At 55.7% G+C, this 14,029-nt stretch carries 12 protein-coding genes and 1 other annotated feature; of the genes, 2 read left to right on the top strand and 10 right to left on the bottom strand.

Annotated features, from left to right (window positions below):
* Nucleotides 1-74: 74 nt before the first annotated feature.
* From H581_RS36430 to H581_RS37140, 5 genes are all read right to left on the bottom strand, one after another.
* Nucleotides 75-1,124 (bottom strand): anti-sigma factor family protein, encoded by a 1,050-nt coding sequence (locus H581_RS36430; protein ID WP_028610344.1) that lies wholly within the window; start codon nt 1,122-1,124, stop codon nt 75-77.
* On the bottom strand, nt 1,121-1,669 hold the full coding sequence (locus H581_RS0112840) for an RNA polymerase sigma factor (RefSeq protein ID WP_028610343.1): 549 nt from the start codon (nt 1,667-1,669) through the stop codon (nt 1,121-1,123). Before H581_RS0112840 ends, H581_RS36430 begins: the two co-directional genes overlap by 4 nt.
* 322 nt (nt 1,670-1,991) lie before the next feature.
* Complete coding sequence (locus H581_RS33920; protein WP_051250763.1) at nt 1,992-4,568, bottom strand: DNA internalization-related competence protein ComEC/Rec2; 2,577 nt, start codon at nt 4,566-4,568, stop codon at nt 1,992-1,994.
* Nucleotides 4,569-4,727: 159 nt separating this feature from the next.
* On the bottom strand, nt 4,728-5,258 hold the full coding sequence (locus H581_RS0112830; RefSeq protein WP_036718552.1) for a deoxycytidylate deaminase: 531 nt from the start codon (nt 5,256-5,258) through the stop codon (nt 4,728-4,730).
* Between the two features lie 150 nt (nt 5,259-5,408).
* Nucleotides 5,409-5,951: a ComEA family DNA-binding protein gene (locus H581_RS37140; RefSeq protein ID WP_084134571.1), complete on the bottom strand. Its 543-nt coding sequence runs from the start codon at nt 5,949-5,951 to the stop codon at nt 5,409-5,411.
* A 172-nt stretch (nt 5,952-6,123) separates the two neighbouring features.
* Here H581_RS37140 and comER point away from each other — a divergent pair, with 172 nt between their 5' ends.
* Nucleotides 6,124-6,963, top strand: a complete 840-nt coding sequence (gene comER / locus H581_RS0112820) for a late competence protein ComER (protein WP_028610341.1) — start codon at nt 6,124-6,126, stop codon at nt 6,961-6,963.
* Nucleotides 6,964-7,003: 40 nt separating this feature from the next.
* Here the strand turns inward: comER and leuS are convergent, their stop codons facing one another.
* From leuS to H581_RS0112795, 5 genes are all read right to left on the bottom strand, one after another.
* Nucleotides 7,004-9,442: a leucine--tRNA ligase gene (leuS, locus tag H581_RS0112815; protein WP_028610340.1), complete on the bottom strand. Its 2,439-nt coding sequence runs from the start codon at nt 9,440-9,442 to the stop codon at nt 7,004-7,006.
* A gap of 111 nt (nt 9,443-9,553) precedes the next feature.
* Nucleotides 9,554-9,799: a binding site (T-box leader), on the bottom strand.
* Nucleotides 9,800-9,898: 99 nt separating this feature from the next.
* Complete coding sequence (locus tag H581_RS0112810) at nt 9,899-10,306, bottom strand: hypothetical protein (protein ID WP_028610339.1); 408 nt, start codon at nt 10,304-10,306, stop codon at nt 9,899-9,901.
* A 28-nt stretch (nt 10,307-10,334) separates the two neighbouring features.
* A complete protein-coding gene (locus H581_RS36425; RefSeq protein ID WP_051250761.1) occupies nt 10,335-11,531 on the bottom strand; it encodes a GNAT family N-acetyltransferase in 1,197 nt (398 codons plus the stop codon).
* Between the two features lie 15 nt (nt 11,532-11,546).
* On the bottom strand, nt 11,547-11,852 hold the full coding sequence (locus H581_RS0112800; RefSeq protein WP_028610337.1) for a hypothetical protein: 306 nt from the start codon (nt 11,850-11,852) through the stop codon (nt 11,547-11,549).
* 12 nt (nt 11,853-11,864) lie between these two features.
* On the bottom strand, nt 11,865-12,065 hold the full coding sequence (locus H581_RS0112795; protein ID WP_028610336.1) for a YwbE family protein: 201 nt from the start codon (nt 12,063-12,065) through the stop codon (nt 11,865-11,867).
* A 127-nt stretch (nt 12,066-12,192) separates the two neighbouring features.
* Between H581_RS0112795 and H581_RS33910 the strand changes: the two genes are divergently transcribed.
* A complete protein-coding gene (locus H581_RS33910; protein ID WP_036718550.1) occupies nt 12,193-13,971 on the top strand; it encodes a DEAD/DEAH box helicase in 1,779 nt (592 codons plus the stop codon).
* Nucleotides 13,972-14,029 lie beyond the last annotated feature (58 nt).

The raw sequence follows: 14,029 nt of genomic DNA, 5'->3' as shown, positions 1-14,029 counted from the left end.
AACCAATCGCCGCAGACGCTCTCGTTACTTACACTATACGCGATAGCGGACGAAAGTGTGCGGATTGCTTACGATTAATGCTCAGCTTTCTTTTCTTCGCCGGTCTTCATATCGAAGACATATTTCTCGATGGCGCCCTTCTCGACATGAACCTCGTAGGTTAGCTGCGCGCTGTCCTCCGACCAAACCAGATTGGTTAGGCTTCCATTCTTGCGAGGCGACTCGACTACAACGGACTGATCGGATTCCGCATAGATTTTGATAGAAAATCCTTCGGCTTTCGCTTTGTATTTGCCATCCGGCGACACAACCGCCGTTTTAACCGCAGTGATCCCTTGCTGCGGCTCGCCCGGCTGACCGGAATCGTCAGCCCCGTCTCCCAACGAGCCCGTCGAGCCTCCGGATGAATTCGAACCGCCGCCGTCGGATGCGCTGCCCTCCGCTTCCCCGGAAGGCTCACGTACTTGGCCTCCATCGCTCGCTCCTGAATCCGGCTCGCTTGCTGACTTGCCAATTATAGCCTTGTCATCCGACTGACTGTCCGTAACGGATTGATCTTCGGCCTTGGCATCCCTGTTTCTCATTGTTTCTGTTCCGACCTCGGGCGCAGCCGGACCGTCTTCTGCGTTCGCACTAAATGCGTACTCCTTAGGCGACGCATTGGCGGCTGTATCGGCAGCAGCGTTCGATTCATTAGCGGATTGCTGTAATAAGTTGAAATTCGGCGCATTTCCGGACTTGTACGTGACAAGGAACAGCCCCGCGACGATTCCCGCGGCGATAACCCCGCTCATGACGCGGATCGAAGGCCAGCGGCGCTCGCGCTTCGCTCGGCGGGGACCCGTCTCGAACGTCTCGTCGCCTGCGACCGGCGCTGCCGCCGCTTCTGTCTGGCCGAATAGCTCGATCCGCTCCAACTGCGGCATGATCGCATCCACCAGGCTGTAGCTCGGCGTAACCTTCGGCAAACTGGTGAGCTCGGCGGATAACAGCTGAAGACGCTCGAGCATCGCTGCGCAGTCCGGACACTGTCTGGTATGATTGTTCAAGATGACCATCTCGCTCTCGTCGAGATCGTCGTCTAGCTGTCTCTGCATCAATTCCATCACCTCTTGACAATTCATCCCCGGACACCACCTTTCTGATAATCGTGGAGTAATGTTTGCAGCTGCTGCCTGGCTCGGAATAAATAGGATTTCACCGTATTGAGCGGCAAATCGAGCGAGTCGGCAATTTCGTTGTAGGAGAAATCCTGCAAATACCGAAGCACGACGACCGCACGGTGATGATCGGGAAGCTTGTCGATCGCGGCACGGATGTCTTGGACGGCGTAAGCGGACATGACTTCGTCCTCTACGTTCTGTTTCTCCTGGAAAACCATCTCATGCTCGTCGATCGAGACGGTCGGCTTATTTCTGCGAAACTTATCGATGCAAATGTTGGTTACAATCCGTTGTATCCAAGTTTTGAACTGCGCTTTCTCTTCGTAAGAGCCTATCTTCGTATAGATGCGGATAAGCGCTTCCTGCGCCGCATCAAGAGCATCCTGCTCGTTGTTTAATATATAATAGGCTGTCCGATAAACATGTGTTTCAACCTCTCGCAATAGAGTGATTAAAGCGTCGCGATCTCCCGACTGAGCGGCTCTAATAAGGCCTGGCTCCACCACGAAGGATCCCCCTCTCTTGCAACCATTCTGACGAACTGGTTACGATAAAAGTTGCAGATAAAAGATAAAAAGCACTTTATTTTTTTTAGCGCAATACAAATCATAAGTTATCGAGGCAAGCAGGACGCGAATCCGATTGGATTAAAACTGTAACCATACGCGTCGAACCGGCCCCGAAGAATATCGGCGAAGCTTCTTCCCTATTCTTTTTATATATATTAAGAAATGAATTAAACTCCACATAAAAGGATACCAAATTTATAGAACTCCGTATATAGACATCGGATGATTAAAAGCTTCCTCCATTTGGAATAGACGTATCTTATTCATTAGCCCGGAGAAAAACTCCTTCACCTGTTACCCGAAAGCCGACCTCTCCGTCCGTATCCGTCCGCCACAGAAAAACCTCCGCCTTCCCAAGTCTGGATAAGACATCGGGATGAGGATGTCCATAGCTGTTCGTCGCGCCAACCGATGCAACGGCGCCAAGCGGCCGCCAGTAACGAAGCCACGCCGCGCCTGTGGAGAATCTGCTGCCGTGATGCGCGACTTTCATGACGGATACCGGAATGGGTACTGCCGCCAGCTGAGCGGACGGGAGACTTTGAATGAGCGCATGCTCCGTATCCGCGTTAATATCGCCGGAGAATAAAAAGGAGGATTGATAGAGCTGGACAAGCATAACCACGCTGTTCTCGTTCTGCTCCTGAAGCAAAGGCACCTGCCCATCCGGCGGTCCGGGCGGCCACAGCACCGTAAGCTTCGCCTCTTTATCAAGCTGCCGTACCATGCCGGCATGTGCCGGGTACAGCGGAATTCCTTTCTCCACCGCAAACGACAACAGCTTTTGCGCGTCGTCCGCATCCTTAACCGTACCGTTCCATAAAATGCCGCGAACCGGAATCGTCTCCACAACGGCTTGGAGGCCGCGGATATGGTCGCTGTCCAAATGAGAGATCACGAGCAGGTCAATGTGCCGGACGCCTCTCTTCATAAGCAGCGGCACCAGCAGCTTGCGTCCGATCTCGAACGGATCGCTCCGCTCCTTCCACTCTTCTCCCGGCTTGCGGAAGGAGAGCGTACCGCCGCCGTCAATCAGAATATGCTTGCCTTCCGGCGTCCTGATATGAATGGAGTCGCCTTGTCCGACATCAATAAATTCAACGGCTGCATTGCGGTCAAAAAAGTCGGGTTCGCAGGCAACGGCCAGCAGCAGCAGGAGCACGACGGCAATCATCGGCAAACCGCTCCTCGTCCTCGCCTTCGGTTTAAGCGCCGGTACCGGCTCGAAGGCGATTGGAGCGGTTTCTTCCATAACGGACGCCGCTTCCATGCGGTCACCCGCCCTGTCGGCGGCCCGCCTGCCGAGCATGGTGAAGGCAGCGCCTAGCAGAGCCAGCCAGGCCGCAACCCACCATATCGGCGGGGTAGCCCATATCGTTCTGAAGGTATCGGCCTTCGACAGCTGCTCGACCAAGGCGAAGGTCCATTCGTTTGCATAATGGGAGGCGGAAGCCAGCATTTTCCCGCCGGATGCCCAAGGGATGGCTATGACCAGCGCAGCCGCACCGAGCGGCATGACGACGAAGCTGATAAACGGCACAAGGAGGAAATTGGCCAGCAGCGATAAGGCATGAAATTGATTGAAATAATAAATCGTCACCGGAAACGAGACGAGCTGGGCGACAATGGTCACCGCAGCCAAATCAAGCACGGCTTTCCCTCTGCGCCAATCCGGCATGGTCCTGCGCAGAGGCGGAACTCCGATGATTAAGCCGACGGTTACGATGAAGGAAAGCTGAAAGCTGACATTTTCGAGAAGGAACGGATCGGCGGCGAGCATGAATAAAGCCGCGGCCGCCAGCAGATGCAGACCGTCCTTGAGCTTGCCTAATCGGGATGCCAGCAGTCCGAGCACCGCCATAACGCCCGCCCGGATAACCGAAGGCGACGCGCCTGAGAGCAGAACGTAGAACGGAACGGACAGCATGAGGACGAGCAGAATGCGCTCGCGCATCATGCGCAGCAAGCGAAGCAGGCCGCCAAGCGCATATAGGAATACCGCGACGTGCAAGCCCGAAATGGCCAATATATGCGTCAAGCCCAGCCGCGAGAATTGCTGGAACTGCTGCGGGTCGAGGTCCTCGCGTATGCCGAGGACGAGACCCTTCATATATCCGGATTGGTCTTCCGGATATAACAAATCCATCCGCGCGCCGAGCCAGCCGCGCGCGGCGTCCACGCGGCCGAGCAGCGCGGCCGCGGTCCACCTGGGGCCCGGCGCCGCTTCGACGGCGGCGGTGCCCCTTGCTTTCAGCAGCCAGTGGATCCTCTGGCTGCTGAGGTAGCGGCGGTAGTCGAAGCCGCCGCTGTTGGTTGCGCCGGCCGGCAGCGTCAGCTCGCCGGCCACGCGCAAGCGGTCGCCGCGCCGCCAAGCCGCGGCGGCAGCCTGCTCCGGCTGCGCATCCAGCCGCAGCTGTACCAGCAGCCGCTCGCGCAGCTGGAGCGGCTCCTTTCCCTCGACGGCGACGAGCTCGGCCGCCATGCGGAACGTCGCGCGTTCGCCGTCGACCTCCACCGCGCTCACGATCGTGCCTTCCGCTTCCGCTGCGTAAGCCGCTCGCGGACCGTCCGCCTCGGCGGCGGCCAGCAGCGCTTGCAGCGCGGTCACGTTGCGGGCATCCGCCCACATCCGCTCTCCCGCGGCCAGAGCCGCTGCTGCGACGCAGGCGGCAGCCAGCGGCCATGACGCCTGCCGGCACAGCACGGCGGCCAGCGCCAGCAGCGCGAGCGCGCCCGCCGCAAGCGCGACGCCGCGGCTGCTCAGGCCGGCCGCCGCGGCGCTGCCGATCACCCAGCAAATGACGAACCAAAGCAACGGACGCCTGTTCATTCCCATCCTCATTCTCCCCCTGTCCCACGATTTGCGTTGACACAAGCAGAAACGCCTGTTGGCGTCTGTGTCAGAGGACGCCAACCGTCCCGCTTAGAATAAAAAAAACCCCGACCCGTATCAACCGATACGTTCAGAGGTTCCTCCTCCATGCTATGAATGTACTTAGGTGGTGACGGCCATGTGCGCTCCGGCGGGAGGCTCAAAATGATCCAAGCAGCGGAAAACGATGCCCTTATGCTTCATTAGAAGAGCGACTTTATCGCTATCCTTCGGATACGCACGGTGATACACAATTTCGACGATACCGCTGTTGGCCAGCATATTCGCGCAGGTCCAGCACGGCTGATCGGTGACATAGACGGTAGAGCCCTCGCGATCGCCCCGGTCGGTGAACAGCAGCAGATTTTGCTCCGCGTGAATCGTCCGGATGCAACGCTGCTTCTTGAACAGCTGCTCCTGCCCGTCGACCAGCTTCATCTCAATCTCCTCCGAAATCATGCAGCCTGCCTCGAGGCAATCCTGCACGCCCATGGGGGCGCCGTTATACGCCGTGCCAAGCAGCTTCTTTCCTTGGACAAGCACCGCTCCGACATGCCTGCGCGGACAGCGGGAGCGTGTCGAAACCATATAAGCGATATCCATGAAATAGGTATCCCAATCCTTCCGGACGGTATCCTGCATCTGAGTGTTCATTTGCGCTTCTTCCTTTCTGCTGAGCCTCTGCTGTGAACGATATTTCATTCTCGTTCCATTTATAGCGACTTCGAATCGCCCGCATTCGCGGGATGCGAGAATAATTGTACGGAATTAATTACTTTTTTGCCCGCTTCCATTCTCTCACATCTATGGACCAGCGACAATGCTGTCTTGCATGCCCGACAGTAATTTTTCGCCAATTCCTTTTACCCGAAGCAGGTCTCTTTCGCTCTTGAATTTACCGTTCTGCTCGCGGTCGGCGACAATCGCCTGCGCTTTCGACGGTCCGATCCCTTTCAGCTCATCGAGCTCCTCAGCCGTCGCGGCGTTTATATCAAGCCTGCCGTCCGGTTCCGCCTGACCGCCTGCCGTCGTACCGGTATCTGCGGCGTTCGGTTTCTCCTCTTCCCCGGCATGCTCCGCTCTCACGGACGGCGTATCCGTTGCCTGAAGGACCGGAAATCCGGCTGCGGCAGCCGGCGCCATGTTCGTATCTTCCGCTTCCGCGTTCTGTTCCTCCATTCGTCCCAGCGCATTCCCTACCGCATCGTTGAGAGGCACCCATTCGTCCGGGGCCTGCTTCTTCGGTTCAAAGAATGCTGCGCCAAGCAGCGCTGCTGCGCATACGATGCAAACGGCTGCGATCGCTAACTTTTTATTGGATAGCATGATAGACGGCTGCTTCATCATAAAGATTCCTCCTCTTTAAACGACATTTTTTTGAAATGATTGACATATGAAACAAGTCGTTCCGAATATGGTAAGAGAGCAACTGAAATGCAAGGACTGTTCCTTGCACGCTTAGCCGCGTATAAGTTAATGACACTGGTTTTGCGATGGCAAAACTATAGGAGGGTTCAGCATGAATGTCGGATTTATCGGGACGGGCACAATGGGAAGCCTGCTCATTGAAGCATTTATTGCATCGGGCGCATTATCGCCGTCACAAATCTCAGTAAGCAACCGCACCTTTGCAAAAGCGCAAGCATTAGCCGACCGTTATTCCGGCATGAGAGCCGAATTCTCGAACGAGAGCGCTGCCTGCGGCTGCGACGTTGTTTTTTTGTGCATCAAGCCGCATGAGTTCAAGCGGGTTGTCGACGATCTTAAGCCGGTCGTCCGGCCGGATCAAATCCTTGTTTCGATTACAAGTCCGGTTCTTATCTCTCATCTTGAAGGAGAATTGGATTGTAAAATAGCCAAGGTCATCCCCAGCATTACGAATTATGTACTAAGCGGCGCTTCGCTCTGCATTTACGGCCAAACGATGCAAGAGGAGGACAAAGCAAGCTTGGAGTCGCTGCTATCGCATATAAGCGATCCGCTGCGCATAGATGAAAGCTACACCCGCATCGTATCGGACCTGTCGAGCTGCGGTCCGGCCTTTATCTCCTTCCTGCTTGAGCAATTCGTCGATGCCGCGGTCGAAGAAACGGGCATCGGACGCGAGGTAGCGCTGAAAGTTGCGAGCGCGATGCTGCTCGGCACCGGAATGCTGCTGACGGAAGGCGGACTGACGCCGGAGCAGGTTCAGGAACGGGTGGCCGTTCCGGGAGGCATAACCGCAAAAGCTTTGAATCTGCTGCGCAGAGAAACGGACGGCGTCTTCAATCAGCTCATCCGAACGACGCATGACAAGTTCCGTGAGGATCTGACCAAGGTTTCCGTCGCATTCATAGGCGAAGAGGTGAACGGTCAATAGCTGTTCTTCAGCTAATGTCCGCTCACCTCTTCGATTTGCGTTAGTTTGCTACGATATTGACCAGCTTGCCTTTTACCGCTATGACTTTACGAATCGTCTTGCCGGCAATAAGCTCCCGCACCTTCTCAAGCTCCCTCGCAAGGCTCTCCATGCCTTCCGTCTCCATATCCGCCGCGATCGATACGCGGTCAACGATCTTACCGTTTACCTGCACCACGATCTCGACTTCCTGGTCTACCGTCCAAGCCTCATCGAACGTTGGGAACGCCGCATACGACAGCGAGTCTTTGCGGCCCAGTCTCTCCCACAGCTCTTCCGCGATATGCGGCGCGATCGGAGACAGCAATTGCACGAATTGCTCCATTGCCGCTGTCGGCAATAGATCGGTTTTGTAGGCTTCATTGACGAAAATCATCAACTGGCTGATCACCGTATTGAAGCGGAGCGCTTCATAATCCTCGGTGATTTTTTTGATCGAGCGGTGCCAAGTCCGTTTGAACGCATCGCTCGTCTCGCCGCTGCCGATCTTACCGTTCAAGCTTCCTTCCTCGTTGACGAACAAGCGCCATACCCGGCTCAAGAAACGGTACGTGCCTTCAACGCCGTTTGTATTCCAAGGTTTTGTCGCTTCCAATGGACCCATGAACATTTCGTACATCCGCAGCGTGTCGGCGCCGTATTCGTTCACGATATCATCCGGATTGATGACATTGCCGCGCGATTTGGACATTTTCTCATTGTTATTACCGAGAATCATCCCTTGATTGACGAGCTTATGGAACGGCTCCTTCGTATGCACAACGCCGATATCATACAGCACTTTATGCCAGAAACGGGCGTACAACAGGTGAAGAACCGCATGCTCGGCGCCGCCGATATAGAGGTCGACCGGCAGCCATTCCTTCTGTTTCTCCGGCGAGCAAATTTCCTTGTCGTTCTTCGGATCGATAAAGCGCAGGTAATACCAGCAACTGCCGGCCCATTGCGGCATCGTATTGGTCTCGCGGCGCGCGTTCATCCCCGTCTCCGGATCGGTCGTGTTCACCCAATCCGTCACGTTCGCAAGCGGCGATTCGCCCGTTCCGGAAGGCGTGATGGCGTCGACGTCAGGCAGCAGAAGCGGCAGCTGGTCTTCCGGGACCGTCTTCATCGTGCCGTCCTCCAGATGAAGGATCGGAATCGGCTCGCCCCAATACCGTTGACGGCTGAACAGCCAGTCGCGCAGACGGTAGGTTACCTTGCCTTGCCCTTTGCCCGTAACATCCAAATGCTCGATCATCGCGGCAATCGCCGCTTCGTTATTTAATCCGTTCAGGAAATCGGAGTTCACGTGCTCGCCGTCGCCCGTATAGGCCTCCTGCGTCACATCGCCGCCCTTCACAACCTCGACGATCGGCAGCTCGAATTGCTTCGCGAACTCCCAGTCGCGGGAATCGTGGCCCGGAACCGCCATAATCGCGCCCGTCCCGTAGCCGGCAAGCACGTAGTCGGCAATCCAGATCGGCGTTTTCACGCCGTTTACGGGATTGATCGCATAAGCGCCTGTGAACACGCCTGTTTTATCCTTCGCAAGATCGGTACGCTCAAGATCGCTCTTGCGCGCCGCCGCATCCCGATATGCCTCGACTGCCGGTTGCTGCTCCGGCGTTACGATCCGGGCGACAAGCTCGTGCTCGGGAGCGAGAACGCAGTAAGTCGCGCCGAACAATGTGTCCGGACGAGTCGTAAATACGACAAGCGAAGCGTCATGCCCCTCAATGTTGAACGTAACCTCGGCGCCCTTCGACTTTCCGATCCAGTTGCGCTGCATATCCTTAATGCTCTCGGACCAATCAAGCTCCTCCAGATCGTCCAGCAGCCGATCCGCGTATTCGGTAATTTTCAGTATCCACTGCCGCATCGGCTTCCGGATTACCGGATGGCCGCCGCGCTCGCTCTTGCCGTCGATGACTTCCTCATTGGCAAGCACGGTGCCGAGGGCGGGACACCAGTTCACCGGCACCTCCGCTACGTAAGCAAGGCCGCGCTTATACAACTGGATGAAAATCCATTGCGTCCATTTGTAATAATCCGGATCCGTCGTACTGAACTCGCGGTCCCAATCATAGGAGAAGCCCAGCGATTTAATTTGCCTGCGGAAATTATCGATGTTTTTGAACGTGATGTCGCGCGGGTGCTGGCCGGTATCCAGTGCATGCTGCTCCGCGGGCAGGCCGAACGCGTCCCAGCCCATCGGATGAAGTACGTTGTAGCCCTGCATTCTTTTGTAGCGCGATACGATATCCGTTGCCGTATAACCTTCCGGATGACCGACGTGCAAGCCGGCCCCCGATGGATACGGAAACATATCCAGCGCATAGAACTTTGGCTTACCGGGCTCCTCTTTTGTTTCAAACGTCTTGTTGTTCTCCCAATACTGCTGCCACTTCAGCTCGACAGCCTGCGGATGATATCCGTGAAATTGCTGTTCCTGACTCATCTTGTTTGACCTCCCAGGCTTCATACTTTGATCGGTAGTTTTAACGCCGAATCAAATTTTTCTTTCCGGATGACCGGAAACCAAAAAAACCTCACGCCCCCAGCGATTAACGCTAGGGACGAGAGGTTGTTCTCCCGTGGTACCACCCTAGTTAGCGGCAGGCATGCTTTGCCTGTCACTCACTTGTCGCCTTTAACGCAGGCCAGACGGAGCGTTTGCGTATCATGGCAAGCATGAATACCTCGTACGCCCAGCTCCAAGGCGAGCTTCACTCCGCAACAGGTCCGGCTTCCACCATGAATCGCCGGCTCTCTATGCCTTGTCTGCGAAATTACTGTTCCTCTTCAACGCTGAATATGCATAAAAATGGTTAGTTTCGATTATAATGATCGCGCGGTTCGCTGTCAAGCGACGGATGGGTTATCACTGCCGTATAATAGCCCTTTCAATGCCCAACTATAGCTGCGCCTTTTCCCTGCGGCCTAAAGTTACGATTCGTATAATGCCCGCAAGCGGCAATGCGTGGAGCATAATACCTGCTGCGACCTCCACATTGCCGAAAAAAGCAAACAACAGCCATAAGGAAAAGGGCGGAAGCTGGATGATAAACAATAAACCAAGCATGAGAATAAGCAATCCGTCATTGATTTGCTCCCTCATCTTCGGTCTTATTAATAGAGTTACGAGGAGAATAAAGCCCAGCCCGATCGAGTTTCTCGACCAAAAAAGCACGGTTGACCGTTCAGATCCTATCTCCGGCCCGAGAAACCGAAAGCCGAATAACTCACCGTTTATGTAGATCAAGCCTGCCGTGACCGAAAACAAGCCCACAGCTATAATCAACCATCTTTTCAACGCTGCCACATTTATACCCTCCTTCGGAATTCAGCTCTTATTCCGGATGTACAAGGTACCAATAATCGTACTGATGGACAAAGCCGATCTTTTCATACAGCCGGTTGGCCGGCGCGTTCTCTTTCACGACAAGCAGGTAGCCGTGCTTCGCGCCCTGCCGCTTGCCCCAATCCAGTACGTGCAAAATAAGCTGCTCGCCGAAGCCGCGATTACGGTGGTTGGCACTCGTTACGATGTCATACAGCCCGATCCAGCCATCCTCGATGACGGCGATGCCGCAAGCGACGGGGACTCCTTCTTCCCGTAAAATCGCAAAGCACTTCGCAAGCGGCGATTGCTCCATCATTTTGCGGGTAACCTCCCTCTGCCCCTCCGATAGTCCGTACAATCCGGATAATGCAGCGAGCCACTCCTCCGTAAGATCGTGTTCGAGCTGTATGCCGGAATGGGCCGGCAATTGAACCTGATCCAGATGAACCGTCTTGACAAACGTATGATCGATCCGTCCGTATCCGCGAGCCGTAAGCTCCCCGTCCAATTCAGCAGGCTTGACGAACGGGGTCATTTTGAATACCGGCCTGATCCCGCGCGCTTTGTAGAGGCGCTCGCAAGCTTCTATTTTGTCGGTAAGCTTAATCGTATGACCATAGATCGGACTGACGGAATTCGAACGCTTCGTATAGCCTTCCGAGAACCGGAGAAGCCAGCCGTCATACACGATCGTCTGCAAGGCCGGCCAGCCGTTGAGGCTCATTTCCTCTAGCCGGAAATAAAGGAGACTCCGGATTTGCCCTATATGATGGCGGTCATGCCAAATAAAGTCCTTTATGTATTGCGCAGCTTCAAAAAGATTGCCGTCGGCGTCCTTATATGCCGCAGTGTACTGCTCCTCCGTCAAGCCGGACAGCTCGCTGATAATCATGGTACGCATCCGCACCGCTTGATTGACCAGCTCCCCGGACGCGGCTTCCTTCCCATAAGCCGCAGCCTCACGATTAAATTCATCGTAGTCGATATGCTTTAAGGTGAGGGACTGCCCTATGCCGACCTTTGCTACCGCCCCTTCAAGGAAATACTCGTCCCATTTTAAAATATGCCCGACAACCTCGCGAACGGACCATTTGCCCGCCGCTATGCTCTGATTCCACAGCCAATCGCCATAACGGCCTAAATCCGTAACGAAATGGAGCCATTCCCCGAAATCCCGAAGCAAAGCCGCCCTCTCATCGGTCATCTCCATTCTCCCCTTTCAAGATAACATTCCGAACCGCCTTAACTGCTCCATTTGATTCGCTTGCAGCAGCACATCGCGCTGCTTTGATCCAAGCAGGTCGAAATGCGGATATTCGGACCTGGCATGAATGTACCGCGGGTTTAGTCCGTTGTCTACACACCAGCGCGACAGCTTGTCCAGATCCGCGCAGCCTACCTTCGTTACCGTCCGCATCCCGGGGAAACGCGGATCTATCCAATAATGAGTTAAATAAGCGATATCGCCGCGGGCAACGGCCTGTTTCCACAGTTCCATTTCCGCTCTCTTAATGCCGAATGCCATAGCAGGACTCCTTTATTCATTAGCGAGTATATGCTTAACCCGTCCGACCTGGCCGCCTTCAAGCCTCACTTTTATTCCATGCGGGTGATTGGGCGAATTGGTCAAAATATCTTTTACGATTCCGCGCGTAAGCTTGCCGGTCCGTTGATCCTGTTTCAATACGATATCTACCTGAATACCCGCTCTAATCGCGGAGCGTTCCGTTCCATTCATCGTTCATCATTCCTCTGCTTTTCTTGTGTTGAAATCAGGATAGCATATGAGATCCAAAGATGCACATCATAGAGACAACTGTTATACTAAACATCAAACGATGTACACGAAAAGAGGAAATATACGAATGTCAACCGCCTTTACCGCTTTGGGAATTACTCCCCAGTTAAGTGAAATACTTCATCAAGACGGCATTACGGAGCCGACACCGGTTCAGAAACAAACCATCCCCCTGCTGCTTGGAGGTCAGGATGTCATTGCGCAAGCACAGACCGGCACTGGCAAAACAATGGCCTTTTCGCTGCCTATTTTGCAAAAAATTCATGTCGACAAGGAGCAGGTGCAGGCGCTTATTCTGACGCCGACCAGGGAGCTCGCCATTCAAATTACGAGCGAGCTGAAGAAACTGGCGCCGCCCCTAGGCATACGCGTGCTTGCCGCATACGGCGGTCAGGACGTAGATGCGCAAATTCGCAAGCTGCAGCAAGCGCCGCATATCGTCGTTGCGACTCCCGGCCGGCTTATCGATCATATGAAACGCGAGACCGTAAGCTTAGGCAAGCTTCAAATGCTGGTGCTCGATGAAGCCGACCAAATGCTGCATATGGGTTTTCTGACAGAGGTGGAGAGCATTATTACGCAAACGCCGAGAGCCCGCCAGACGATGCTGTTCTCCGCAACGATGCCGGATGCGATACGCCGCTTGGCAGCGGAATATATGAAATCCCCAGCCGATATCCGCATTCGCAGCACGAATGTGACGCTCGACAGCATTAAGCAGATTGTCTATGAAACGACGGACCGCGCCAAGCAGCAGGCGCTTATTCATTTATTGGAGAGTCATCAACCCTATTTGGCCGTTATTTTCTGCCGGACGAAGGTTCGCGCCAAGAAGCTGAACGAAGCGCTGCAAGAACTGGGCGTGGAATCGGATGAGCTCCACGGCGATCTGACGCAAGCCAAGCGCGAGCAGGTCATGAAACGATTCAGAGACGCGCGCCTTCAGGTGCTCGTAGCTACCGACGTTGCTGCTCGCGGACTTGACGTCGAAGGCGTTACGCATGTGTATAACTACGATGTGCCGCAGGACGGCGAGCTGTACATCCACCGCATCGGCAGAACCGGCAGAGCCGGGCAGCAGGGTACAGCGATTACGCTCGCTACCCCTTATGACAAAAACACGCTGCTGTCCATCGAACAGAGCATTAACGCGAAGCTGGACCGCCGCTCCATCGATAGTAACGGTGAGGAATCGGCCGTACGCGGTCCGATTTCCCCGCGCAAGGAGAAAGACAGCGGTGAAAGCGGCAGGCGCGGCGGACAAAAGTCCGACGGACGTCGCGGCGGGCGCGAACGTACCGCCCAGCAAGACCGTGGGGCTAAGCCTGGCGGACGAAGAGGCGGCCGCAGCGAAATGGGACGTGCGGCGGTCAGCAGACGCAAGAATGAAGGCGGCGCGGCACGGGATTCAGCCGAGGCAGCGGGACAAAGCTCGGGCTGGGCCGGACGGCGCGGCGAACGGCTTGACGGCGGCCGAAGCGCAGATCGGCGAAGCGCAGATCGCCCTGCAGCCCGCGGCGGAACGGGTCGTGCAGCTGCCGGCGGTTCCGGGCGGGGCGGCGAGCGAAGCGGGACGGGACGTTCTGCAGTCGGCGGAAGACCTCGCGGCAATGCGCGCGCGGCAGGAAGCGCAAGCGCGGCAGCCGACAATCCGTGGCTGGCTGCTCAAAGCGAGGCGAGAGGCAGCAGCCGCGGCGCAGTGCGCGGCAACGCCCAGCCGGGAGGACGCGGCGGACAGCGAGGCAACTCTCCTGCCGGCGGACGCGGCAACTTCTCAAGCGGCGGTCGTAGCAGCGCTCCGGGCGGCGGAGGCTCAAAGAGCAAGCCGCGCGGACGTGGCCGGTAACATAATGACTTGGCAATTCGCCTGAACTGGCGGTCAGCCTGACTAGCAGCCTTACATG

Origin of the sequence: Paenibacillus harenae DSM 16969, assembly GCF_000422465.1 — a bacterium.
GTDB classification, from domain to species: Bacteria; Bacillota; Bacilli; order Paenibacillales; family Paenibacillaceae; genus Pristimantibacillus; species Pristimantibacillus harenae.
The sequence above is the reverse complement of the archived record's forward strand: the minus strand, read 5'-3'. Positions and strand labels throughout refer to the sequence as shown.